A 22,743-nucleotide genomic window follows, 5' to 3' on the forward strand; every position below is an offset into this window, starting at 1 on the left:
TGAGAAGCACGAGCGGGGAGCGGAGGGACGCCTGCCGGTGGTCGAGAGAAACCTGACGGCAGCGGCGCTCCGATTGACGGTGCTTGGCAGCGACTTGATGTAGTCACCGGTGGTGGCTACGTCCGGACCGACGGTGATCCGGTGCGGCAAGCTTGCCAAGCGCATCCACGCAGATGGATCCCCACGAGTGGCGAGAATTTCCCCCACCCGGCCGCGCCTGCGACCTGCACGAATATTGATCAACTGAGGTGGATCTACCCAGCCGAGGGCCGTTGGCCTCGCCAGGACCCGTACCGGACCTGGCCAGAGCGGCGATACCGTGCGACGGGAGGCCACACGGAGGAGGTGTCCGACGATGGCGAGGACGACTGGCACCAAGGCACAGCGCGATCACGTCCGCCAGACACTGGCCGGATTCGGCGCGACGCCGACCGCCATCGCGGCCGAGCTGCAGCGACGCTTTGGACTGCGTCCTCGGGATGCCTTTCGACAGGCTCACGGTTGGACCCAGGACGCGGTGGCAGAGAAGCTGAACACCAATGGAACCGGTTCGGCGACGTTCACCGGGGCACGGATCAGCGATTACGAGCGGTGGCCCTTCGGCGGTCGTCGACCCACCTTGGCCGCCTTGAACGCCCTGGCCTATGTCTTCGGGACCGAACCGAGCTGTCTGGTCGACCTCGACGACTTGGCCGCTATGCCGGACGCGGACCGAGAGGTTCTGAGCGGCCGGAACGCCGCCCCGATGCCCAATCGATCCGTCGCAGCCTCAGCACCACGTGGCGCGATGACTGAGCCTCTGCGGTGGGACCTCGGCGCTCTGCAGGACGAGACGGAATTGGTGATAGCAGTGTCAGAACGTACGGCCAGCTTCGGAGAATGGGCGCAAGCCTCCAACGTCGGGCCCTTCACCCTTGACGATGTCGCCGCTTCCACCCGCAGAATCGCTGTCGACTATCTGAATGAGCCACCCGTCATCGTCTACGCCCGAGCGGGTCTCCTGGCGGATCGCGTGTTTCGCCTCTTGCAGACCGGGCGTCAGGATCCCGACCAGACTCGGGAGCTCTACACCTGGGCGGGTTACCTGTGCACATTGCTCGCCTGGATGGCCGGCGACCTCGGTCACCCAGCCGCTGCCGAGTCCCAGGCCCGCACCGCCTGGATGTGCGCTGAAACCGTCCGCGACAACACGCTCCGCGCCTGGGTCCTGTCGACAATCAGCAAGATTCACCTGTGGGAGCAGCGGTTCGAGGACGCGGCCAACGCCGCCGTACGCGGCTTAGGCCACGCCGCCGAGGGAAGCGCGGCGGTCATGCTGGCTTGCCAGGAAGCCGACGCGTGGGCGGAGATCGGCGCTGCCGAGCCGGCCCGAGCGGCACTGCAACGGGCTGAGGAGGCCCGCCAACATGCCAGCCGCGACCCGGTAGGTGGCCTCCTAGCTTGCGGCACGGTGCGCCAACACAACTACGCCGGTTCAGTGCTGCTTCGCATCGGCGATGCCGCCAACGCCATCGAGCACGCCCAGCACGCCCTCACGGAAGCCGCCGCCGATCCCTCGGTCGCGTACGGCACACTGGCGCAAATCCGCATCTGGGCCGCCGCAGCGCACCTCAAAGCCGGCAGCCTCGACGGCGCGGTGTCGGTCCTGTCTCCGGTGCTCGCTCTGCCACCCGAACAGCGACTCGACCCGCTGGTGCACCGCCTGCGCGGCGTCGGCCGAAGTCTCGCCGGCGACCCGTCGCTGCGCACGAGCATCGAGGCCCGCAGTGTCCACGCAGCCATCACCGAGTTCTGCGCCACCGGCGCCGCCCGCCAACTTCCGTGATACCTGGAGAACCCATGGCAGTCCCGCACGCCACCGACGTCCGCAACCACTGGTACTGGCGACCCGGTTGGGGAATCGGCTCCCGCTTCTACACCTGGCACATCACCTTCGACGGGCAGCCCGAGGTCGAAGAACTCGCCGACCAGTACCGGTCCCTGCTGTCCTCGCAGCCCAGCCTTGATGTCATCCCGAACCAATGGCTGCACCTCACCATGCAGGGCATCGGCTTCGTTCAAGACGTCGCTATCGACGACGTCGACGCCATCGTGGCTGCCGCCAAGAACCGCTGCGCGCGTCTGGCACCCTTCAAGCTCACCATCGGCACCCCCCACATCGATCCCGAGTCCATCCAGATCGCCGTCGACCCGGTCGAGCCCGTGCGGCAGCTACGCGCCGCCATCCGCACCGCCATCGCGGACGTCTGGGGACAAGATCGAGTACCCGAGCCGGCCGAGCCTTACAACCCTCACCTCAGCCTGGCCTACACCAACACCGACGGCCCTGCGGCACCGCTCATCGAGGCTCTCTCCTCCGCTCCGAACCTCAGCGCGAACGCAATGATCAACTCCTGCCAGCTCATCGTCCTCAACCGCGACGAGGGGATGTACGTGTGGGAGCCGTACGCGACCATCGATCTTGGATCCTGAGGCCGATCTCCAGCGCCCCCTGCCGCGCTAGCTGGTCGCCGCTGGCAGTGTGGAGGTTGACGATGTTGCAGCCGGGGCGGGGCCGGCCGAAGACTTGCTTCGGCGCGGTCTTCTGGTCACGCAGCTTGGGCGACAGGTGGTAGGCGTTCCCGCGTCGGCGTGGGGCGTCCGGGACTCGCATAGTGGTGTGGCCGCGACGCGGGGGTCGCCCTCTGCCGCGCGATGTGGACGGGACCAGCGTTCGGGGTGAGGCGAGCTGCGCCCGCCCCTACGGGGGCGGGCGCAGCTCACGCGGCGCGTGGCGGTGCGGGTTGGTGCAGGCGCAGCAGGCGGGCGAGAGTGGCGGCTTGGTCGACGGTGGGAAGGCCGGCTTCGGCGGCCAGTGCTTGAATCTCGGTTTCGGTGTCGGGATCGGTCAGGTAGCGGGCTATCGACAGCGTCCCCGGGAGAACGGCAGGTTCGGAGTCGGGGTTCGCGGTCGGGGCCTTGGCGTCGGCTGTCCGCGTGGGCGGGGTCGGCGGCGACGGGTGGCGTGTGTTCGCACGTGATCTCTGGTCACGGCGTGTGGCCATATGTCCCTCCCAGGACGGCTCGTGGCGTGAGGTCAACGTGTGGGGCCATGGGCATCTCCTTCGTTTTGGCTGTAGGACTCGCTGGGAATCGATCGCGGGATTCCGTCGGCCGGAGTCGGCGGCGGCTCCGACGTGTGTGAAGGGCTGCGGACGGTACCTCTGGTGGCCACGGAAGTGAAGATGTTCGCCACTCACCGCGACTCATAGCGGCGGGCCGCTGGTGTGAGTGCGAGCGCGAACGCTGCGCCGCACGGCGCGGCAGACAGACTCTGACAGCTCCCGTCCGACGCGCGCGCAGTCCGCTCCGGTCGCCTCGGTGCATGCCCTCACGGTGGGCGACGGCACCGCCCGGCGGGGAGTTTGCGCGTGCGGGCGGGGTTCGGTGGCGTGTGCGGCCTTCAGGCCGCCGCACACGCCACGTGTCCCGCTTCCACTCATCAGGCGGACCGCTCATCCGGGGCGGGCTGGTCGTGGGTGGGGTATTCGTCGTCGTGGTCGGCGTCGCGCCCCGCCCAGCCGCTCCGCCGGACGGGCCCGCCGCCAGCGCCACCAACTGGCGGGCCTGGGTGCAGAGCACCCGGCGCAGATAGGCGGGAGGATCCTCGATCCGCTCCCAGCGCACCGCGGCGCGAGCCAGCGCCACCTGGACCAGGTCCTCCGCATGGTGCCGGTCACCGGTCAGCAGGTATGCGAACCGGGTCAGCCCGGCGGTCTCGGCCCGGACGAAGTCGGCGAAGCCGTCCCGGGCGCGGTCCCCAGTCGTCAACGGATCGCCCTCCTCACCCGGACAGACGCCGGGCGACCCCGCCGCGGAGGGAACCCGTGTCCATGTTCCTCACGTCGTCGCGGCACGGTGTCGGGGATCAGTCGGCCAGCGGTGTCGGGTCGGCCGGCAGCGCGGTGGGTTCGCTGCGCCGGCCGCCGAGCACCACCGCGACCCCGACCAGCAGCAGCGCCATCCCGAGCAGCGCGTACGGGCGGGGCAGTTGACCCAGCCAGGCCCATCCGAGCAGGGCCGCGCCGGGCGCCTCCAGCAGGATCAGCACGCTCACCGTGGTCGCCGGGATCTTCTGCAGGGCGTAGTTGAACATCGAGTGCCCGAGCAGTTGGGCGCCGGCCACCAGGGCCAGGATGGCCAACCACGTACGCCCGTCGAACCCGGTCAGCCGGACGCCGCCGACCAGGCAGATGGCCAGCAGGATCAGCGCGCAGATCCCGTAGCAGATGGTGGTGTAGGTGGTGGTGCTGATGCTGGTCCGCGCGCGCTCGCCGAAGGCGGTGTAGACGGCGGCGAACAGGGCGCCGACCAACGCCAACACGTCGCCGAGGACGGCCCGGCCGGAGACGCCCACGTCCACCCCGGTGGCGACCGCCGCGCCGCCGACCGCCACCGCGATGCCGATCCAGACCACCCGGGGCAGCGGACGCCCCTGAGCGCGGGCGATCAGCCCCTGCCAGACCGGCTGGGTGGCGACCAGGGCGGTGGACGTGGCGACCGAGGTGAGCTGGGCGCTCGGCACCCAGGTCGCGAAGTGCCCGGCCAACGCGACCCCGGACAGTACGCAGAACAGCCCCTCCCGCCGGCCCGCGCCCACGGTCAGCCTGCGGAACTCGGCGCGCCGCCGGGCCAGCGAGAAGGGGCTCAGCACGGCCACCGCGAGCAGGTTGCGCCAGAACGCGATGGCCAACGCGGGAGCGGCGGCGTACGCGATCAGCGGCGCGGACGACGACACGGCGACCACGGCCAGCCCGACCGCGCCGGTGGTCAGCGGATCCAGGGTCGGCCGATGTGAAGGTGGGGGCACGGGACGTAATCCTCACACGTATGACGGTCAGCACCGAGGGTCATCACTCCGTTACGATCACGCGGTTCCGCGCCGGCGAACCTCGACCGCCCGGAGGCGTTCCCCCATGTCCAGCTACCAGGCGGTGCTGTTCGACTTCTTCGGCACCCTGACCCGTTCGGTACAGCGCGGTGCCGCGCACCTCGGCACCGCGGAACTGCTCGGCTGCCCCACCGAGACACTGACCGAGGTGTTGAATCGCACCTACTACGAACGGGCCAGCGGCCGACTCGGCAACGCGGAGGCGACCCTGCGGTGGGTGTGCGCCCAGGCCGGCGTACACCCCAGTGACCGTGCGCTGCGGGCGGCGGTGGCGTCCCGGCACCGGGCGATCCGCGCGGACACCCGGCTGCGGGCCGACGCGGTGCCCGTCCTGGCGGCGCTGCGCCAGCGCGGCCTGCGCACCGGCGTGGTCAGCGACTGTACGCACGAACTGCCGGCCTTCCTGCCGCAGCTCGCGATCGCGCCCCTGCTCGACGTGCGGGTCTTCTCCGTGCAGGTCGGACGCTGCAAGCCGGACGCGGCGCTCTACCTGACGGCGTGCCGTCGGCTGGGGCTCGCGCCGGACGAGTGCCTGTACGTCGGCGACGGCGGCAGCCAGGAGCTGACCGGCGCCGAACGGGCCGGGATGACCGCCGTGCGGCTGGCCGCGCCCGACCTGGCCGAGCACATGGTGTTCAACGCGGACCGGGACTGGCGCGGCCGCACGCTCGGCACCCTGCGCGAGGTGCTCGACCTCGCGGGCACCGCCGTGGGGGTCGCTGCCGTCGGGGTGGGTGGTCCGACGGGCTGACCGGCCGGGCGGCGGTCAGCGGCGGCGGACCCGGTGCAGGCGGAACGGCTTGCGGGTGGCGCGGACCGCCGGTGTCTCCCGAGGCTGCTCGGCCTGCGCGTCGGACGGCAGGCCGGCGCCGGTCAGCGGCTCGCCGGCCTGCACGAGTCGGTTCACCGCACAACCCTCGGCGGCCCAGCGGGCCACCAGATCGGCGGTCGGGCCGGGCGCGTTCAGGCGCTTGGCCGCCACCAGCGGCGCGGTGGTGTCCCACGCGTCGGTGCCCGGTGCCAGCCGGGTCACCCGGGCCGGCCAGGTGACGATCCGTCCTCCGTGGTCGCCGCGCAGGGTGACCTGCGCCTCGGTCGCGTCGGCCAGCCCCGGCGCGGCCTGCTCGCCCGGCCCGCTCACCACGAAGAGCGCGCCCTCCAGCGGCGCGCACCAGAGCGCGAGCGCCGGGCCACCGGACACGCTGACCCAGGCCACCGCGGCCTTCTTCATCGCCTCGTCGACCAGCGGCGTGCCACCGGAGGCATCCTCGTCCGTCACACCCGCATTCTCCCGCATCGGCACCGTCACTCAGCCCACGAACGGCGGCACGGCGATCTCGCCCCGGGCCACCGGCATCACCTGACCGGCGACTGTCGCGCCGACGGCCACACCGTTCGCCGCGGTCACCGTGCAGGCGAGCGCGGATGGGCGGTTCATCTCGATGCCCTGGCGCACCGCGTAGTGCGCCAGACCCTCGCCCGGCAGCAGGCCGGTCGCCACCAGCCAGACTCCGAGCCCGAGCGCCGCCGAGCCGGTCGCCGGGTCCTCCGGAACGCCGAGCCCCGGCACGAAGACCCGGGCGTGCGCGGTTTGCGTGCCGGCGTCCCAGGAGAAGACGCTGACGTGCGCCACCCCGTACCGTTCCGCTGCCGCCGGGTTCACCCGCGCCCTGGCCACCGCATCCGGACGGACCGGCAGGTAGGGAAACTCCAGCCCGCAGCCGGCCACCCGAGGGGCGGGCCCGGCATGGTCATGGTCGTCCGCGACCAGCCCGGCGATCTCCAGCAACGGCTCCGGGTCCAGCTCGGGGCCGAGGGTGGGGCTGCCTCCGGTGAGCGTCGCCCCGGTCGCGGTCACCTCGACCGGCAGCACACCCGCGCCGCACTCCTGGGTGACCTGCCCCACACCGAACAATCCGCGCCGACTCGCGGTGACCGCCGCGCCGACACTCGGGTGCCCGGCGAACGGCAACTCTTCGGCCGGAGTGAAGATGCGGGCCCGATAGGTGGCCCCCACCTGGGTCGGTGGCAGCACGAACACCGTCTCGGAGAGGTTGAACTCCAGCGCGAGCGTCTGCATCTGCTCGGTGGCCAATGCCTCCGCGCCGAACACCACGGCCAGCGGGTTGCCGGCGAACGGGCGGTCGGTGAAGACGTCCACGATCTCGTAGGCCAAGGTCGACATGTTGATAAACACTAGGCGCTTAGGCTGGTGCCCGTGAGCACGCCGACCCGGGTCTACATCGCCCGCCTCGCCGGAGTCGCCGTCTTCGATCCGAACGGCGACCAGGTGGGGCGGGTCCGTGACGCCGTGGCACGGCTGCGGGCGACCAAGCGGCCCCCCGAGGTGGTGGGTCTGGTCGCCGAGATGCCGATGCGCCGACGGATCTTCCTGTCCATCAACCGCATCACCTCGATCGACGCGGACGCGGTGGTCCTCGGCTCCGGCACCCTCAACCTGCGGCGCTTCGAGAAGCGCCCGAACGAGCTGCTGGTGCTCCAGGAGCTGCTGGACCGGCGCGTACAGCTCGAACCGGGCGGCCAGCCCGGCTCGGTGGTGGACGTCGCGATGGAGTGCACGCGCGGCGGCGAATGGTCGCTCAGCCGGGTCGCGGTCCGCGAGCAGACCGGCCGGCTCACCCGCCGCGGCCACCTGCACCAGGTCGAGTGGGACCGGGTGCGCGGGCTCAGCGGCATCGCCGACAACCGGGGTACGGCGAACCTGCTCGCCGTCCTGGAGGACATGCGCCCGGCCGACCTGGCCAACGCGCTACAGGACCTGCCCGACGCGCGGCGCAACGAGGTCGCGGCGGCGTTGAACGACGAGCGGCTGGCCGACGTGCTCAGCGAGCTGCCGGAGCACGACCAGGTCGAGATCCTCGCCGCGCTGGACCGGGAACGGGCCGCGGACGTGCTGGAGGAGATGGATCCGGACGACGCGGCGGACCTGCTCAACGAGCTGCCCCCACCGGAGCAGGACGTGCTGCTGGACCTGATGGAGCCGGACGAGGCCGACCCGGTACGGCAGCTGCTCAAGTACACTCCGGGCACGGCGGGCAGCGTGATGACCTCGGAGCCGGTCATCCTGCCGCCGGACGCCACCGTCGCCGAGGCGCTGGCGCGGATCCGGGAACCGCAGCTCTCCCCCGCCGTCGCCGCCCAGGTCTTCGTGACCCGGGCCCCGCAGAACACCCCGACCGGCCGCTACCTGGGCATGGTGCACTTCCAGGCGTTGCTGCGTGAACCGCCGGCCGACCTGCTGGGCAAGGTGGTGGTCAACGACATCGACCCGCTGCGTCCCACCACCCCACTACCGGAGATCACCCGCCGGATGGCCACCTACGACCTGGTCGCCATGCCGGTGATCGACCGCAGCAACCGGCTGGTCGGCGCCGTGACGGTCGACGACGTACTGGACCACTCGCTGCCCCGGGACTGGCGCGACCGGGACGCCCTGGCCGCCCCGGGCACCTCCGACGCGGCGCTGGACGGCGACGGTGGCTGAGCAGCGGCGCACGGAGCGGCTCGACCAGCCCCGCGAGCCCCGGGGCATCAAACTCCCCCGGTTCGACGCGGAGGCGTTCGGTCGCTGGTCGGAGGGCATCGCCCGGGGCATGGGCACCGCGAACTTCATCGTCGTCATGACGGTGGTGATCGCGATCTGGTTCGGCTGGAACACCCTCGCCCCGGCCGAGCTGCGCTTCGACCCGTACACCTTCACGTTTCTCACGCTGGTGTTGTCGTTGCAGGCCAGCTACGCCGCGCCGCTGATCCTGCTGGCCCAGAACCGGCAGGCCGACCGGGACCGGTTGGCGCTGGAGGAGGACCGGCGGCGGGCCACCGCCCAGAAGGCGGACACCGAGTACCTGGCACGGGAGATCGCCGCGCTGCGGATCGCCCTCGGCGAGGTGGCCACCCGCGACTTCCTCCGTTCCGAGCTGACCCGGCTGGCCGAGGAGCTGGACGAGGCGGGGCAGCGCCGGCAACGCCTGGAGCGCCGGCAGCAGGAGAAGGACAGCCAGCAGGAGCGGCGCGCGCAGCGGGCGACCGACGGCCTGGGTCTGGACGAGCCGCGCGACGACCTGGACGGGGACTTCGCCCGCGACGCCCGGCCCGACCGCTGATCAGCGGTTCGGGTTCGCTCATCGTTTGGCTCACACCACTGTCGGCCAGCGGTCGGAGCGGATGCCCCGCGACGTAGCATTGCGGGCATGTCAGCACCCGTGAGCACGGTCGAGGACGCGATCCAGGCCGCCCTGGCCACCGTCAACGACCCGGAGATCCGCCGGCCCATCACCGAGCTGGGCATGGTCCGCTCCGCCACGATCGGCGCCGACGGCGTCGTACGCGTCGAGCTGCTGCTCACCGTCGCCGGCTGCCCGCTCAAGGACAAGCTGCGCACGGACATCACCGCTGCCGTCGCGGCGGTGCCCAGCGTGACCGGCGTGGAGATCGACTTCGGTGTGATGAGCCCCGAGCAGCGGCAGTCGCTGCAGTCGCAGCTGCGCGGCGGTGGCGCCAGCGAGGAGCCGGTGATCCCGTTCGCCCAGCCCGGCTCGCGCACCCGGGTGTACGCGGTGGCCAGCGGCAAGGGTGGTGTCGGCAAGTCCAGCGTGACGGTCAACCTGGCGGCGGCGCTCGCCGCCCGTGGGCTCTCCGTGGGCGTGGTCGACGCGGACATCTACGGCCACTCGGTGCCCCGGATGCTCGGCGCGGACGGCCGACCGACCCGCGTCGAAGACATGATCATGCCGCCGCAGTCGCACGGCGTGAAGGTCATCTCGATCGGCATGTTCACCTCGGGCAACGCGGCCGTGGTGTGGCGCGGCCCGATGCTGCACCGGGCGTTGCAGCAGTTCCTGGCCGACGTCTACTGGGGCGACCTGGACGTGCTCCTGCTCGACCTGCCCCCGGGCACCGGCGACGTGGCCATCTCGCTGGCCCAGTTGCTGCCCAACTCGGAGATCCTGATCGTGACCACCCCGCAGACCGCCGCCGCCGAGGTGGCGGAACGAGCGGGTGCGATCGCCCTGCAGACCCACCAGCGGGTGGTTGGCGTCATCGAGAACATGTCCTGGCTGGAGCTGCCGGACGGCTCCCGGATGGAGATCTTCGGCGCCGGCGGTGGCACGGCTGTCGCCGAGTCGCTGAGCCGGACCATCGGCGCCCAGGTGCCGCTGCTCGGTCAGATCCCGCTGGACACCCGGGTCCGCGAGGCCGGCGACGCTGGCACCCCGATCGTGCTGGCCGAGCCGGAGTCCCCGGCCGCGCAGGCGCTCGGCACGATCGCCGACCGGCTCGCGCTGCGCCGCGAGTCGCTGCTCGGCAAGCCGCTCGGCCTCAAGCCGGCCGGGCGCTGACCCCCCGATCGACGACGCCCCGCCGGCCCACTCGGGCCTGCGGGGCGCTTTCGTCTCGGTGCCGTACCCGCTCAGGTGGCGTCGTCGTAGCTGGCCCGCGGAGCCGGTGCCGGCGAGGCGCCGGTGGCCGTGCCGGACCGGGAACCGTTCGACCGCGGGTCCGCGGCGTTGGCCACGTCCTTCAGCTCGTCGTGCACGCCGCTGACGTCCGCGCGCAGGTTGTCGTAGACGCCCTGCATGGGCTTGCGGATCGCCGCCTCGTCCTCCTCGCTGAGGAGGTGCTTGCGGATGAAGGCCTTCGGGTGCAGATCCTCGAGCTGGATGTCGGTGCCCAGCTCGCGACTGAGGTCGCCGGTGGCGTTGCGGGCCATGTTGCGCAGATTGCGCACCATCCGCAGGCCGTCGTTGATCACGGCAGGCAGCCGGTCACCAAAGATCAACAGCGCCAGGAGCAGCAGCGCCCCGACTTCCCACATGTTCAGGTTCTCGAACATCCCGCGGGCCTCCTCTCGGCGTCAGCAGCAAGACTACGCACGTCGGACGGTTTTCCGGCAGGGGGTGACCCGCTGTTCACTTGGCATCCGCGGCGAGGGTCACCGACGTGTTCTGCCGAGCGGCCCCCCGCCGGAACTCGACGGTCACCACCGAACCCGGAGCGAACTTGCGGACCAGGGCGATCAGGTCGGTCGGCTCGGTCATCGGCCGGCCGTTGAGCTTCAGGATCACGTCGCCGACCTTCAGCCCCGCCCCGGCCGCCGGCCCGGAGGGCTCCACGGCGGCCAGCCGTACGCCGCCGTTGGCACCCGCGCCCGGGCCGCCGACCTGGGCGCCGATGACCGTACGCCGGGCCTTGCCGGTGCCGATGATGTCCTGGGTGACCCGCTTGGCCTGGTTGATCGGGATGGCGAAGGCGAGCCCGATGTTGCCGGCCTCCTGCCCCTCGGCCACCAGCGACTTGATGGTGGAGTTGACCCCGACCACCCGCCCGGCGCCGTCGACCAGCGGGCCGCCGGAGTTGCCGTGGTTGACCGCGGCGTCGGTCTGGATGGCCGCGTAGTAGCGCACCGGGCCACCCGGCTCGCCGGCCTGCATCGTCCGGTCCAGGGCGCTCACGATGCCGGCGGTGACCGTGTTGGCCAGCGACAGGGGTGAGCCGATAGCGAGCACCGGGTCGCCGACGGCCAGCGCGTCGGAGTCGCCGAACTCCACCGGTCGCAGCCCCGTCCGGTTCACCTTGATCACCGCGATGTCGGACTCCGGGTCCTGACCGACGACGGTCGCCGGAGCGGAGGTGCCGTCGTTGAAGATCACCGACGCCTTGCCGTTGCTGCCGGCCACCACGTGGTCATTGGTGATCACGTGACCGTCGGCGCTGGCGATGAAGCCGGAGCCCTCGCTGGTCCCGCCCAGGCTGCTCACCCGGACGGTGACCACGCTGGGCAGGACACGTTCGGCGACTCCGGCCAGTGACTCCGGCTTGCGCTGGGCCAGCACCGGCGGCTCCGCGGCCTGCGCGCCGAGCACCGTGCCGGCGGCGCCACCACGCACCGCGAACGCGTAGCCCAGCGCGCCACCGAGGGTGCCCGCCAGCAGCGCGGTGATCACCGGAATGAGCAGCAGGTGACGCAGCGTCGGTCGGCCCGGCGCGTCCGGGTCGGTGACCGGCTCGGGCTCGGTGCCGGCCGCCACCACCCCGGGCACCACCACCGCGGCGGGCGCCGCCGGGTCACGCCACGGGTCGCCGAGCGCGTCGGACCACCAGGGCGACGCACCGGCCGCAGCCGCGGGCGCGGTGTCGCTCCCCGGCGTGGTCGGCGGCCCCGTCGGTGGGGCCCCTGCCCCGGGCGGGCTCGCCGGAGCCGGAGTCTCACCGCCCCGGCGCCAATCCCAGCCGTCGGTCACGTCGGTGCCTCCCAGTCCGTCCCCGGATCCCGCGCGGCGTCGCCCGGCCACGGTTCGGCGCGGTCGAGGCTGACGGAATACCGCTTCCAGGATTGCACGGATGCGCGCGGTGGAGTCAGCGGTTGCCTCCGGCGATCGCGAGGGGACGGAGGCGCGGCTGCGCCTCCCGCCGGTCGCCTCTACGCTCACAGTGCCAACCCGCCCCCGCACCACGCACCGCCCGGAGGTGCCCCATCGCCACGGTCGCCGGTTCCGGCAGTTCGACGACCCAGGCTCAGCAGTTCGCCGAGTCGTACGTGACCGAGGATCTCGTCCTACGGACCGCCCGCAGCCTGGCCCACGAGGTGGGCCTCGACGCGGTCACCCCCGGAGCGGGTGCGGCGCTGCGGCTGCTGGCCGCGGCCGGTAACGCCCGCGCGGTGGTGGAGATCGGCACCGGCACGGGCGTGAGCGGTGTCTGGCTGCTGCGAGGCATGCGCGCCGACGGCGTGCTCACCACCATCGACGTGGAGGTGGAGCACCAGCGGATCGCCCGGCGGATCTTCACCGAGGCGGGCTTCGCCGCCGGCCGTACCCGGATCATCACCGGTCGTGCCCTGGACGTGCTGCCGCGGCTCGCCGACGGGGCGTACGACCTGGTCTTCGTCGACGCCGAGGCGACCGGGTTCCACGCCTGCGTGGAAGCGGCGCTGCGGTTGCTGCGCCCGGGCGGCGTGCTCGCGCTCAACGGCATGCTGGCGCACGGTCGGATCGCTGACCCATCCGCCCGGGACGCGGAAACGGTGACGGTCCGCGAAACGATCAAGGCGGTCCGGGAGTCGGAGCATTGGATTCCCGCGCTGCTCCCGGTCGGGCACGGGGTGCTCGCCGCCGTGAAGTGCTGATGGTCAGTCGACGCCGGCCAGCCAGCGCAGCAGGGAGCGGACACCCCAGCCGGTCGCACCGCGGGTGAGCTCGGCCTGGTCGCCATCCGCCCAGGACGGGGCGGACATGTCCAGGTGCAGCCAGCGATCCCGGAGGTCGCCGGTGAACTCGCGCAGGTAGAGCGCGGCCGTCACCGATCCGGCGCCCTGCGCGGGCGCGCTGTAGAGGTCGGCGATCTCGCTGCCCAGGTACTCGACGTAGTCGGTGTGCAGCGGCATCCGCCAGGCCGCCTCGCCGGCCGCCCCGATCGCGTTCAGCAGGTCGGCGGCCAGGTCGTCGTTCTCGCTGTAGAGGGCCGCGGTGCGCTTGCCCAGCGCCACGGCGTTGGCACCGGTGAGGGTGGCCAGGTCGATCAGCAGATCGGGCTTGAGCTGCCGCACCGCGTACGCCAGGGCGTCGGCGAGGACCAGCCGGCCCTCAGCGTCGGAGTTGGTCGTCTCGCTGGTCGTCCCGCCGTAGTGCCGGATGACATCGCCGGGGCGGAACGCCGAGCCGCTGACCATGTTCTCGGCGAGCGGGGCCAGGGTGGTGACGCGGACCGGCAGGCGCAGCGCCGCCGCGCCGAGGGTGGCGGCGACGACCGCCGCGGCGCCGGCCATGTCCTTGCGCATCAGCTTCATCGCCGGCACCGGTTTGATCGAGATGCCGCCGGTGTCGAAGGTGATGCCCTTGCCGATCAGCACCACGTGGGTGCGCGCGTTCGCGGGATGCCAGTCCACCTCGACCAACCGGGGGCCACTGGCCGATCCGCCGCCCACGGCGAGGATCCCACCGAAGCCCTCCGCGGCCAGCTCGGCCGGGCCACGCACCGTCAGGCGCAGGTCCGGCAGGTCGGCGGCGGCGGAGGCCACCTGGTCGGCGAACCACTGCGGGGTCTTCACCGAGGAGGGGGTGTTGGTCAGATCGCGGGCGAGGCGGGTCATCGCGGCGGTGGTCCGCGCCGTGGCCACGGTGCTCTCGTACGCCGTCGGATCGGCGAGCAGCAGATCGACGCCGGCGAGCGCGGGCGGGTCGTCGGCGTCGGTCAGCCGGAACCGGTACGAGGCGAGCAGGAGCCCCTCGGTCAACCCACGGACCGCGTCGGGGGTCACCTCGGCCGGCAGCGCGATAGTGATCTGCGTCTCATCTGCCGCCGAGCGGGCCAGAGCAGCGCCGGCAGCCCGCCAGGACGACTCCCCGCCGTCGCCGATACCGAGCAGCACCAGCCGACCAGGGCTGCGCCCGGGACGCAGGTGGGTACGGATCTCGCCGGCCCGGCCGCTCAGTCGGGCGACCGGCACCAGCGCGGCAGCCTCCTCGGCGGTGCCGTCCGGCGGCCTCACGGCGGTGGGCGCCAGCTCCGCCGGGGCGTCACCTCCCGCCGCACCTCCCGCCGCCGGATCGGTGGGGCGGACGGGCAGGACGAGGACGTCGAGCCTGTCGGGCTCGGCGAGCGGACGGATGGCGAGCACGCGGAACCGTACCTCCAGGAAATGTCGCAGAGTGGGACCGAGCCATCGCCCGCCCACGCCGATGAAGACCCTGAGCCACCGGCGAATCCGGTGGCTCAGGGTCCAAGAAACGCTCCGAGCGGCGTACGCCGTCCGGGTCGCTCCTCACTCAGCCGGCGGCTGCCTTCAACGCGTCACCGAGCGCGTTGGCCTCGTCGGGAGTCATCTCGACGACGAGCCGGCCACCGCCCTCCAGCGGGACCCGCATGACGATGCCCCGACCCTCCTTGGTGACTTCCAGCGGACCGTCGCCCGTCCGCGGCTTCATCGCCGCCATGTTGTCTCCCCTCAGACCTACACCAGGGTCGGTGGGTTGCCCCACAGCCACTTCGTCACGACCTCCCGCAACTCTCGCGGGGGTGTCGACAGACGATTTTCCCTGATGAACACCGCCGGACCCAAACCGGAGCAGCATTGATGTAACAGCATCTAGCTTATCTTGAGAAGGCCTGTCACAATGTGCGGTCATGCAGGCACGGTCGGCTCTCTTCGACCTGTACGGCGACCACCTCCGACCGAGGGGTGGCCGGGCACCGGTCGCCGCCCTGGTCAAGCTACTGGCGCCGTTGGGAATCGCGCCGCCCGCCGTTCGCACCGCCGTGTCCCGGATGGTGCGTCAAGGCTGGCTCGACCCGCTCCGGCTGGCCTCCGGACCGGGATATTCGATCACACCAAAAGCCGCCCGACGACTCGACGAGGCGGCGGCCCGGATCTACCGAACCGGTCGGGTCACCTGGGACGGCCGGTTCGATCTGCTCGTGCTCGACGCCCCGGGTTCCCGGCGGGACCGGCAGCGACTCGCCGCCACCCTCAGCTTCCTCGGCTACGGCACGCTCGACGAGCAGACCTGGGTGGCGACCCGGCCCGCCGAGGACGTCGACCTGTTGCTGGCCGAGGCCGGCATCCGGTTCGAGCGGTTCACGGCCTCGCACTTCTCCGGCACCCCCGGCGCGATGGGCGTCGTCCGCCGCGCCTGGGACCTGGCCGAGATCGGCCGCGCGTACGAGCGGTTCGTCGCCGACCAGCGCCCCCTCCTCGGCGCGGTCACCGTGCGCAGCAGCGACGAGGAGGCGTACGCGGCCCGCTTCCGGCTGGTGCACGCGTGGCGTACCTTCCTGTTCCGGGACCCGCAGCTGCCCCCGGCGCTGCTGCCCGAGCGCTGGCCCGGCACCGCCGCCGCCAGCTTCTTCGACCGGCACGCGGCCCGCCTGCGTCCGGCCGCCGACCGGTACGTCGAGCAGTGCCTCGACGCCGGCAACCGCATCGTTCGACAGAAGGGTCGTTAGACACGTGACCGAGCCGTTGCTCGTCGACCGGACCGACGCCGTCGTCACCCTCACCCTGAACCGGCCGCAGGCGATGAACGCGCTCGACCTGGCGCTGAAGGAGGCGCTGCGGGACACGCTGGCCGAGCTGGAGACCGACCGGTCCTGCCGGGCGGTCGTGCTGGCCGGGGCCGGTGGAGCGTTCAGCGCCGGGCAGGACCTGCGCGAGCACGTGGCCACCCTGGGCAACTCCTCCGCGCCGCCGCTGGACACCGTGCGGGCGCACTACAACCCGATCGCCGCCCGGCTGGCCAACCTGCCCAAGCCGGTGGTGGCCGCGGTTCGCGGGATGGCCGCCGGCGCCGGCGCGTCGCTGTCCTTCCTCGCCGACATCCGGATCGGCGGCCCGAGCACCAGCTTCCTGATGGCCTTCGCCAAGGTCGGCCTCGCCGCCGACACCGGCGCCTCCTGGACGCTGCCCCGACTGGTCGGCCACGCCAAGGCCGTGGAGCTGCTGATGCTGGCCGAGCCGGTCCGCGCCGAGGAGGCCTGCCGGCTGGGGCTGATCACCCGCCTGACGGACGACGACGAGCAGGTGCTGCCTGTCGCGCAGGACCTGGCGGCCCGGCTCGCCGCCGGCCCCACCGTCGCGTACGGGGCCATCAAGCGGCAGCTCTCGATCGCCGACGCCGGCACGCTCGCCGACGCTCTCTCGGCCGAGGCGCAGGCTCAGGCGATCTGCGGCGCCACCGCCGACCACCGGGCGGCCACCCTCGCGTTCGTCGCCAAGCAGAAACCGGTCTTCGAGGGACACTGAACGCGATTCGCACCCCGCCCTTACCGTCCTCGTACGCGGGCCGCCTAGCGTCGGACCGCATGAGCGATCGTGAAGCGGTGGCGCACCTGCTGCGTCGGGCCACCTTCGGGCCGACCGCCGACGAGGTGGACGCGGCCGAGCGGGCCGGGCCGGCGGCGACCCTGGACAACCTGCTCGCCCCCGGGCGAGCCGACCGGGGCGCCGCGGCCACCCCGCCGCCGACGCTGCCGGCGGACCCGTACGCCGCGCTGACCAAGGAATCCACTCGCGAGCAGCGGCAGAAGGCCAACGCCCAGCGCCGGGAGCAGCTCCAGCAGCTGACCCTCTGGTGGCTGGACCGGATGGTCGCCGCCGAGGACGGGCTGACCGAGAAGCTGCTCTTCTTCTGGCACGGGCACTGGGCGACCAGCGCGCAGAAGGTCAAGTCGGCGCGGGTGATGCTGGGCCAGTTGGAGACACTGCGCCGCCACGGGCGCGGGCCGCTGGCCCCGCTGGTCGCCGCGATGGTGCGCGACCCGGCCCTGATCATCTGGCTGGACGGGCAGAAGAACACCCGCAAGGCGCCGAACGAGAACCTGGCGCGCGAGCTGATGGAGCTGTTCACCCTCGGCATCGGCGCCTACACCGAGGCCGACGTGAAGGCCGGCGCGCGGGCGTTGACCGGCTGGGTGGTGGACCGGCGCACCGGCGTCGCCCGTCTCGAGGCCAAACGGCACGACCCCGGGGAGAAGACGATCCTGGGACAGACCGGCCGCTTCGACGCCGAGGCGTACGCCGGGCTGCTGGCCGCCCAGCCGGCGGCGGCGACGTTCGTGGCCGGGCGGCTCTGGTTCCGCTACGCCGGCACCGACGTCCCGGCCCCGGACGGCCTGGCCGGCGCGGACACCGTCGCCACCCTGCGCACGCTGTTCTCGTCGCCGGCCTTCGCCCAGACCCGGGGCACCCTCGTGAAGCAGCCGGTGGAGTGGATGGTCGGCGCGCTGCGACAGCTCGGCGTCCGGCCCTCCGCCCTGCCGGAGCAGCAGCGCAAACAACTGCTCTCCGGCCTGAACGCGCTGGACCAGGTGCCGCTGCGGCCGCCCAGCGTGGGCGGCTGGCCGGCCGGCGCCGCGTGGCTGACCACCTCGTCGTTGCAGGCCCGGCTCCGGATGGCCGGGATGCTGGCCACCGCGGCCACCCCGGCGGTGCTGGCCCGGCTGACCGCCGCGCCCGTCGCCGGCCGGCCGGACGCTCTGGCCCGGCTGCTGGTCGTCGACGGCTGGGGCGCCCGGACCCGGGCCGCCCTCACACCGTTGGCCGGCGAGCCGCGCAAGCTGCTGGCCGCCGGCCTGGTCAGCCCCGAATACACCGTCAGCTGAGCGGAGGAGTCGAGAAGTGGACACCCTGACCCGACGCAAGTTCCTGCTCACCAGCGGGGTGGTCGGCGCGGGCGCGCTGGCCGCCGGCGCCGGCGCGTACGGCCTGCGGGACCTGCTGGACACCGCCGGGGACCGTGACCCGCAGTCGCGCACGCTGGTGCTGGTCACCCTCTACGGCGGCAACGACGGCCTGAACACCGTCATCCCGTACGGCGACCCGGCCTACCGGGCGGCCCGCCCGGAGCTGGCGTACCCCGACGGCGAAGTGCGGCGGCTGGACGACGATTTCGCCCTCAACCCGGCGCTGGCCGGGCTGCACCAGCGCTGGTCGGGCGGCGGGCTCGCGATCGTGCGCGGGGTCGGCTACCCGAAGCCGGACCGCAGCCACTTCCGGTCGATGGACATCTGGCACACGGCGCAGCCGGACCGGCCGGGCAACACCGGTTGGCTCGGCCGCTGGCTGGACGGGGCGGGCGGCGACCCCCGGCTGGCCGTCTCGTTCGAGCCGGCGCTGCCGCCGCTGCTGGCCGGGGCGCACAGCGCGGGCGCCGCCGTGCCGGTGACCGACCGCAAGGCCGCCAAGGGGCTGTCGGCGGAGACGCTGAAGGCGTTCTCCGCCGCCGAGGCGGGCGAGTCGGCGGCCCGGGGCCGTGCCGCCGCCTGCTTCGCCGACCTGCGGTCGGTGGACGAGATGATCCGCCAGGTACGCGACTCCGCCGCCGCGGAGGCGGACGACCCGGACGGCGAGCAGGCGCCCGCCACGGCCACCGGCGGGGCACGAACCCCGCTGGACGCGCAACTGGACCTGGTCGCGCAGTGTGTGGAGGCGAACGTGTCCACCCGGGTCTTCTCGGTGTCGCTGGGCGGCTTCGACACGCACGCCGACGAGAAGCAGTTGCAGGCCGTCCTGCTGGGGCAGCTGGACCGGGCGTTGACCGCGTTCGCCGACCGGATGAGTCGCAGCGAGGCGGGCCGGAAGGTGGTGGTGGCGGTCTACTCCGAGTTCGGCCGTCGGGTCCGGGCCAACGCCTCGGACGGCACCGACCACGGCACCGCCTCCGACATGTTGCTGCTCGGCGCGGGGGTGCGCGGCGGCTGGCACGGGGACGCGCCCAGCCTCACCGACCTCGACGACGGCGACCTGAAATACACCACCGACTTCCGGGACGTCTACGCCACGCTGCTGGAGCGGGTGTTGGACACCGACCCGGGCCCGGTGCTGGCCGACTGGCGGGGGCGACTCGACAAGCTGGTCTAATCGTCCTCTTCCGGGTCCTGGTTGGCCTCCGCGCCCAGCACGAACGCCTGCATGGCCAGTTCGTCGCCGGCCGGTGACACGAAGGCCGGCAGCTCGCGCGGCCCCAACTCCTGCACGTACGACCAGAACAGGCGCACCGCCTCGGCCGGTGTGCCGGCCTCGATCGGCAGGTCGAGGCTGACCAGCCAGGTGCGCCGCGCCGGGGGCGGGCCGAGCTGGTCGGCCAACGCCCGGAAGGCGGCCGGCTCCAGTGCGGTGACCGGCCCGTCGAGGGTGAGCAGGTCGGTCGGCACCGGCTCGTCGAAGGCCCGCCGGGTGTACGTCACGACGAGCGTTTCCGGCTCGACGTCGGACTGCGGATCGTCCGGATCCTCGGAGTGCCGCTGCGTCGGCGCGGTGACCCGGCCGAGGGCCACCAGTCGCGGCGGCGCGTCGGCCAGCACCGCCACCCGGTCACCGGGGCCGGGCCGCCCGACGTCGGTCAGCCCGGTCAGCTCCAGGGAGTCGTGGTGCACGAGCCGCTCGGCCTCGTAACGCTCCGGGGGCAGCAGCACGGCCCAGGTGCCCGGCCCGTCGGCGTTGCCGGCCGCACCGGCCCGGTACGCGGTCTCGGTCGTCATGCCTGCCATCCCATCACGCCGCCGTTCAGCGGGTGACGTGACAGCCGACGATGTGATCGTCGACCATCCCGGTGGCCTGCATGAGGGCGTACGCGGTGGTCGGGCCGACGAACCGGAAGCCGCGCTTCTTGAGTGCCTTGGCCATCGCCGTCGACTCCCCGGTGATCGGCGCCAGCTCGGCGAACGAGGCGGGGCGGGCCGGCCGGCGCTCCGGCGCGAATGACCAGAGCAGCGTGGAGAGCCCCTCGGGCAGCTCCAGCGCGGCGCGGGCGTTGGCAATCGCGGCCTCGATCTTGGCCCGGTTGCGGACGATGCCGGCGTCGGCGAGCAGCCGGGTCACGTCGGCCTCGCCGTAGTCGGCCACGGCCGCGATGTGGAACTCGTCGAAGGCCAACCGGAACGCCGGGCGTTTGCGCAGGATGGTCAGCCAGGACAGGCCTGACTGGAACGCCTCCAGGGTCATCCGCTCGTAGAGCGCGTCGTCGCCGCGCAGCGGCCGCCCCCACTCGGTGTCGTGGTAGACGACGTAGTCCGGGGTGCTCGCCCCCCAGGCGCAGCGGGCCAGCCCGTCGGCGCCGATCACCAGGTCACTCACGTCGCACACGCTAGGCCATCGCACCGACAGCCCATTGCCACCGGCCACTTCGCTGCCTATCGTGCTTGTTACCGACCGGTAGGTCAGGGTCACCCAGCGGGGCGTCCCCGGCCGACGACGGCGAGTGGAGGCGGCGCGATGAAGGAATTTCCGGACGTCATCGCCTGGTCGATCCCGGCCTTCCTGCTGCTCATCGTGCTGGAACGGGTCTCCTACCTGCTGCACCGCGACGACGACGAGGTCGGCTACGGCGGCGCGGACACCGCGACGAGCCTGGCGATGGGGCTCGGCAGCGTCTTCACGGACCTGCTCTGGAAGGTGCCGATCGCCGCCGCGTACGCGCTGCTCTACGCGCTCACCCCGCTGCGGATCGCCGCCCTCTGGTGGAGTTGGCCGCTGATCCTGCTGGCGCAGGACTTCTGCTACTACTGGTCACACCGGGGCCACCACGTCATCCGGATCCTCTGGGCCTCGCACGTGGTGCACCACTCGTCGCAGCGGTTCAACCTCTCCACCGCGCTCCGCCAGCCGTGGACCGGGCTGACCAGCTGGGTCTTCTACATCCCGCTGGTCCTGGCCGGCGTACACCCGGCGGTCGTCGCGTTCTGCGGCTCGGTCAACCTGCTCTACCAGTTCTGGATCCACACCGAGCGCATCGAGAAGATGCCGCGCTGGTACGAGTTCGTCTTCAACACCCCGTCGCACCATCGGGTCCACCACGCTTCCCAGGGCAGCTACCTGGACCGCAACTTCGGGGGCATCCTGATCGTCTGGGACCGGCTGTTCGGCTCGTTCGCGGCCGAACGGGAGCGCTGCGTCTACGGTCTGACCAAGAACGTGGGCAGCTACAACCCGGTGCGGGTGGCCTTCCACGAGTACCTCTCGATCGCCCGGGACCTGCGCGCCGCCGTGACGTGGCGGCACCGCGTGGGGCATCTCCTCCGAGCGCCGGGCTGGCAGCCGGCGCCGGGCGTGGTCAGGGCAGTCGGCCCTGCTCGACCAGACGGCCGAACCTCTTCAGCGCCTGGGTGAGACCCAGCTTGGAGCCGGGCCAGAGCACCGGCCACGCCAGCCGGCCGGCCCGGCCGCCCGGCAGATGGAACCACTCGTGCCAGACGACCTGGGTGCGAGCCTGGCCGAGTGCGGTGCAGCGCAGGACACCCGGGCCGCGCAGCACCTGGCCGTGGTGCACCACGCCGATCTCGTACGGCTCGTCGACCCGGACCACCCGCATCTCGTCGCGCAGCGTCGCCCGGCCGAGCGCGGTCACCGCCTCGATCCGGCTGCCCTCGCGCCCGTCGCCCTCGACGACCCGCACCTGGGTGAACGGGATCCAGTCCGACTGCCGTTCCCAGGCGAGCAACGCGGCGAAGACCCGGGCCGCCGGGGCGTTGACGATGACCGTGGCGGTCACCTCACCGGCGCCGGGTTGCGCCGCCTCCTGAAGATCGTCGGCGCCCTCCGGACCGGTCACGCCGACTCCGACCGGACCACCGCGCCGTGCTGCCCGACCCCACCAGCCGGCTCGTCCTCGGCCGGCTCGTCAGCCGTCCGATCGCCGTCGGTCGGCGTGCGGTCGCTCGAATCGCCGTCTACCGGCTTGTGCGCGGTCGGCTCGCTGTCGGCCGGTCCGTGGGCCGGCTCGCTGTCGGTCGGCTTGTGGGCGGTCGGCTCGCCGTTGGCCGGTGCCACGCCGTCGGCGTCGGCCGCCGAGGAGGTGGGAGCGGGCAGGTCGTCGGCCGGCGACACCTCCGCATCCGACTCCGCCGTGGTCGCGCCCGGCACCGCCCCGGCGGCTTGCTCGCGGGCCTGGCGCAGCACGTCCGCGTCGTCGGTGCGGCCCTCGCGCAACGCGATGACCTCCGCCTCCAGGACGCCGATCAGCTCGGACTTGTAGCCGATGTCGTAGGCCGCACGGCGCATCGCCTGGTCGACCTGGGCCATCCGGTACCCGCGCAACCCGGTGTCGAAACGGACCGCGCCCACATCGGATTCCCGCAGTGGCCGGGTGCCCGGCAGCGGGATGGCCTGCGAATCCGGTTCGGTCGGCGCGAGGCCGGGATCCCGGCCACTGACCAACACCGTCACGCCGAAAACCACCGCCGCGACGGTCAACGCCACGACCAGGAGGAGCAGAAGCTGACCCATGCACTGATCGTGGCACGACAGCCGGCTGGGAGCGACCCCACCACCCCGATCGCGATCCACGCCCACGCCCGCCCCG

At 72.5% G+C, this 22,743-nt stretch carries 24 protein-coding genes; 12 read left to right on the forward strand and 12 right to left on the reverse strand.

Features of this window, described 5'->3' with window-relative positions:
• Positions 1-355 precede the first annotated feature (355 nt).
• Both ABZU46_RS09290 and ABZU46_RS09295 read left to right on the forward strand, forming a co-directional pair.
• The gene (locus tag ABZU46_RS09290) at positions 356-1,825 is read left to right on the forward strand and encodes a helix-turn-helix transcriptional regulator (RefSeq protein WP_354855945.1); all 1,470 of its coding nucleotides are present in this window, start codon (positions 356-358) and stop codon (positions 1,823-1,825) included.
• Positions 1,826-1,839: 14 nt separating this feature from the next.
• Positions 1,840-2,472: a 2'-5' RNA ligase family protein gene (locus ABZU46_RS09295; RefSeq protein ID WP_354855946.1), complete on the forward strand. Its 633-nt coding sequence runs from the start codon at positions 1,840-1,842 to the stop codon at positions 2,470-2,472.
• Between the two features lie 555 nt (positions 2,473-3,027).
• Here the strand turns inward: ABZU46_RS09295 and ABZU46_RS09300 are convergent.
• Together ABZU46_RS09300 and ABZU46_RS09305 are read right to left on the reverse strand one after the other, a co-directional pair.
• Entirely contained in the window at positions 3,028-3,810 is a 783-nt protein-coding gene (locus tag ABZU46_RS09300) for a sigma factor (protein ID WP_354855947.1), read from the reverse strand.
• 97 nt (positions 3,811-3,907) lie between these two features.
• Entirely contained in the window at positions 3,908-4,849 is a 942-nt protein-coding gene (locus ABZU46_RS09305) for a DMT family transporter (protein WP_354855948.1), read from the reverse strand.
• A 106-nt stretch (positions 4,850-4,955) separates the two neighbouring features.
• Between ABZU46_RS09305 and ABZU46_RS09310 the strand changes: the two genes are divergently transcribed.
• On the forward strand, positions 4,956-5,681 hold the full coding sequence (locus ABZU46_RS09310; protein ID WP_354855949.1) for an HAD-IA family hydrolase: 726 nt from the start codon (positions 4,956-4,958) through the stop codon (positions 5,679-5,681).
• A 15-nt stretch (positions 5,682-5,696) separates the two neighbouring features.
• Here ABZU46_RS09310 and ABZU46_RS09315 read toward each other — a convergent pair whose 3' ends face one another.
• A complete protein-coding gene (locus ABZU46_RS09315; RefSeq protein ID WP_354855950.1) occupies positions 5,697-6,227 on the reverse strand; it encodes a hypothetical protein in 531 nt (176 codons plus the stop codon).
• A gap of 12 nt (positions 6,228-6,239) precedes the next feature.
• A complete protein-coding gene (locus tag ABZU46_RS09320; protein ID WP_354855951.1) occupies positions 6,240-7,115 on the reverse strand; it encodes a PhzF family phenazine biosynthesis protein in 876 nt (291 codons plus the stop codon).
• A 33-nt stretch (positions 7,116-7,148) separates the two neighbouring features.
• Between ABZU46_RS09320 and ABZU46_RS09325 the strand changes: the two genes are divergently transcribed.
• The 3 genes from ABZU46_RS09325 to ABZU46_RS09335 all read left to right on the forward strand — a co-directional run bounded on the left by ABZU46_RS09325 (position 7,149) and on the right by ABZU46_RS09335 (position 10,290).
• Positions 7,149-8,435: a CBS domain-containing protein gene (locus ABZU46_RS09325; protein WP_354855952.1), complete on the forward strand. Its 1,287-nt coding sequence runs from the start codon at positions 7,149-7,151 to the stop codon at positions 8,433-8,435.
• On the forward strand, positions 8,428-9,054 hold the full coding sequence (locus tag ABZU46_RS09330) for a DUF1003 domain-containing protein (protein WP_234584336.1): 627 nt from the start codon (positions 8,428-8,430) through the stop codon (positions 9,052-9,054). The genes ABZU46_RS09325 and ABZU46_RS09330 overlap by 8 nt, the downstream gene beginning before the upstream one ends.
• 87 nt (positions 9,055-9,141) lie before the next feature.
• Positions 9,142-10,290 (forward strand): Mrp/NBP35 family ATP-binding protein, encoded by a 1,149-nt coding sequence (locus ABZU46_RS09335; protein ID WP_354855953.1) that lies wholly within the window; start codon positions 9,142-9,144, stop codon positions 10,288-10,290.
• A 71-nt stretch (positions 10,291-10,361) separates the two neighbouring features.
• Here ABZU46_RS09335 and ABZU46_RS09340 read toward each other — a convergent pair whose 3' ends face one another.
• Both ABZU46_RS09340 and ABZU46_RS09345 read right to left on the reverse strand, forming a co-directional pair.
• On the reverse strand, positions 10,362-10,784 hold the full coding sequence (locus ABZU46_RS09340) for a preprotein translocase subunit TatB (RefSeq protein WP_354855954.1): 423 nt from the start codon (positions 10,782-10,784) through the stop codon (positions 10,362-10,364).
• A gap of 76 nt (positions 10,785-10,860) precedes the next feature.
• Entirely contained in the window at positions 10,861-12,207 is a 1,347-nt protein-coding gene (locus ABZU46_RS09345; protein WP_354855975.1) for a trypsin-like peptidase domain-containing protein, read from the reverse strand.
• 281 nt (positions 12,208-12,488) lie between these two features.
• Here ABZU46_RS09345 and ABZU46_RS09350 point away from each other — a divergent pair, with 281 nt between their 5' ends.
• Positions 12,489-13,076, forward strand: coding sequence for an O-methyltransferase (locus ABZU46_RS09350; RefSeq protein ID WP_354855955.1), 588 nt, complete (start codon positions 12,489-12,491; stop codon positions 13,074-13,076).
• Positions 13,077-13,079: 3 nt separating this feature from the next.
• On the opposite strand, the gene ABZU46_RS09355 is transcribed toward ABZU46_RS09350, so the two are convergent.
• A complete protein-coding gene (locus ABZU46_RS09355; RefSeq protein ID WP_354855956.1) occupies positions 13,080-14,567 on the reverse strand; it encodes a leucyl aminopeptidase family protein in 1,488 nt (495 codons plus the stop codon).
• 148 nt (positions 14,568-14,715) lie between these two features.
• Positions 14,716-14,883 (reverse strand): DUF3117 domain-containing protein, encoded by a 168-nt coding sequence (locus ABZU46_RS09360; protein WP_007455245.1) that lies wholly within the window; start codon positions 14,881-14,883, stop codon positions 14,716-14,718.
• 190 nt (positions 14,884-15,073) lie between these two features.
• Here ABZU46_RS09360 and ABZU46_RS09365 point away from each other — a divergent pair, with 190 nt between their 5' ends.
• From ABZU46_RS09365 to ABZU46_RS09380, 4 genes are read left to right on the forward strand one after another with little or no spacing between them, the layout of a single operon-like run.
• Positions 15,074-15,892, forward strand: a complete 819-nt coding sequence (locus tag ABZU46_RS09365; RefSeq protein ID WP_007455243.1) for a PaaX family transcriptional regulator C-terminal domain-containing protein — start codon at positions 15,074-15,076, stop codon at positions 15,890-15,892.
• A 4-nt stretch (positions 15,893-15,896) separates the two neighbouring features.
• Positions 15,897-16,688 carry an enoyl-CoA hydratase-related protein gene (locus ABZU46_RS09370; RefSeq protein WP_354855957.1) on the forward strand — a complete coding sequence of 264 codons (792 nt, stop codon included), beginning with the start codon at positions 15,897-15,899 and terminating at the stop codon, positions 16,686-16,688.
• A 59-nt stretch (positions 16,689-16,747) separates the two neighbouring features.
• Positions 16,748-18,046 (forward strand): DUF1800 domain-containing protein, encoded by a 1,299-nt coding sequence (locus ABZU46_RS09375; RefSeq protein ID WP_354855958.1) that lies wholly within the window; start codon positions 16,748-16,750, stop codon positions 18,044-18,046.
• A 16-nt stretch (positions 18,047-18,062) separates the two neighbouring features.
• Positions 18,063-19,304: a DUF1501 domain-containing protein gene (locus ABZU46_RS09380; protein ID WP_354855959.1), complete on the forward strand. Its 1,242-nt coding sequence runs from the start codon at positions 18,063-18,065 to the stop codon at positions 19,302-19,304.
• Here ABZU46_RS09380 and ABZU46_RS09385 read toward each other — a convergent pair.
• A complete protein-coding gene (locus ABZU46_RS09385; RefSeq protein WP_354855960.1) occupies positions 19,301-19,924 on the reverse strand; it encodes a hypothetical protein in 624 nt (207 codons plus the stop codon). The two genes, ABZU46_RS09380 and ABZU46_RS09385, sit on opposite strands and share 4 nt — an antisense overlap.
• A gap of 25 nt (positions 19,925-19,949) precedes the next feature.
• A complete protein-coding gene (locus ABZU46_RS09390) occupies positions 19,950-20,519 on the reverse strand; it encodes a DNA-3-methyladenine glycosylase I (protein WP_354855961.1) in 570 nt (189 codons plus the stop codon).
• 138 nt (positions 20,520-20,657) lie between these two features.
• Here ABZU46_RS09390 and ABZU46_RS09395 point away from each other — a divergent pair, with 138 nt between their 5' ends.
• On the forward strand, positions 20,658-21,551 hold the full coding sequence (locus ABZU46_RS09395) for a sterol desaturase family protein (RefSeq protein WP_354855962.1): 894 nt from the start codon (positions 20,658-20,660) through the stop codon (positions 21,549-21,551).
• Here ABZU46_RS09395 and ABZU46_RS09400 read toward each other — a convergent pair.
• Positions 21,496-21,993 carry an SRPBCC family protein gene (locus ABZU46_RS09400; RefSeq protein ID WP_354855963.1) on the reverse strand — a complete coding sequence of 166 codons (498 nt, stop codon included), beginning with the start codon at positions 21,991-21,993 and terminating at the stop codon, positions 21,496-21,498. The two genes, ABZU46_RS09395 and ABZU46_RS09400, sit on opposite strands and share 56 nt — an antisense overlap.
• On the reverse strand, positions 21,990-22,667 hold the full coding sequence (locus ABZU46_RS09405; RefSeq protein WP_354855964.1) for a DivIVA domain-containing protein: 678 nt from the start codon (positions 22,665-22,667) through the stop codon (positions 21,990-21,992). Before ABZU46_RS09405 ends, ABZU46_RS09400 begins: the two co-directional genes overlap by 4 nt.
• Between the last annotated feature and the right edge of the window lie 76 nt (positions 22,668-22,743).

Origin of the sequence: Micromonospora sp. NPDC005197 (genome assembly GCF_040608295.1) — a bacterium.
Lineage (GTDB): Bacteria > Actinomycetota > Actinomycetes > Mycobacteriales > Micromonosporaceae > Micromonospora.

What these genes read in the sequence shown, in the direction of transcription:
- ABZU46_RS09290 (WP_354855945.1), top strand. Translation starts at nt 356, where the DNA reads ATGGCGAGGACGACTGGCACCAAGGCACAGCGCGATCACGTCCGCCAG.
- ABZU46_RS09335 (WP_354855953.1), top strand. Translation starts at nt 9,142, where the DNA reads ATGTCAGCACCCGTGAGCACGGTCGAGGACGCGATCCAGGCCGCCCTG.
- ABZU46_RS09340 (WP_354855954.1), bottom strand. Translation starts at nt 10,784, where the DNA reads ATGTTCGAGAACCTGAACATGTGGGAAGTCGGGGCGCTGCTGCTCCTG.
- ABZU46_RS09295 (WP_354855946.1), top strand. Translation starts at nt 1,840, where the DNA reads ATGGCAGTCCCGCACGCCACCGACGTCCGCAACCACTGGTACTGGCGA.
- ABZU46_RS09365 (WP_007455243.1), top strand. Translation starts at nt 15,074, where the DNA reads ATGCAGGCACGGTCGGCTCTCTTCGACCTGTACGGCGACCACCTCCGA.
- ABZU46_RS09405 (WP_354855964.1), bottom strand. Translation starts at nt 22,667, where the DNA reads ATGGGTCAGCTTCTGCTCCTCCTGGTCGTGGCGTTGACCGTCGCGGCG.
- ABZU46_RS09310 (WP_354855949.1), top strand. Translation starts at nt 4,956, where the DNA reads ATGTCCAGCTACCAGGCGGTGCTGTTCGACTTCTTCGGCACCCTGACC.
- ABZU46_RS09315 (WP_354855950.1), bottom strand. Translation starts at nt 6,227, where the DNA reads ATGCGGGAGAATGCGGGTGTGACGGACGAGGATGCCTCCGGTGGCACG.
- ABZU46_RS09320 (WP_354855951.1), bottom strand. Translation starts at nt 7,115, where the DNA reads ATGTCGACCTTGGCCTACGAGATCGTGGACGTCTTCACCGACCGCCCG.
- ABZU46_RS09360 (WP_007455245.1), bottom strand. Translation starts at nt 14,883, where the DNA reads ATGGCGGCGATGAAGCCGCGGACGGGCGACGGTCCGCTGGAAGTCACC.
- ABZU46_RS09375 (WP_354855958.1), top strand. Translation starts at nt 16,748, where the DNA reads ATGAGCGATCGTGAAGCGGTGGCGCACCTGCTGCGTCGGGCCACCTTC.
- ABZU46_RS09385 (WP_354855960.1), bottom strand. Translation starts at nt 19,924, where the DNA reads ATGACGACCGAGACCGCGTACCGGGCCGGTGCGGCCGGCAACGCCGAC.
- ABZU46_RS09395 (WP_354855962.1), top strand. Translation starts at nt 20,658, where the DNA reads ATGAAGGAATTTCCGGACGTCATCGCCTGGTCGATCCCGGCCTTCCTG.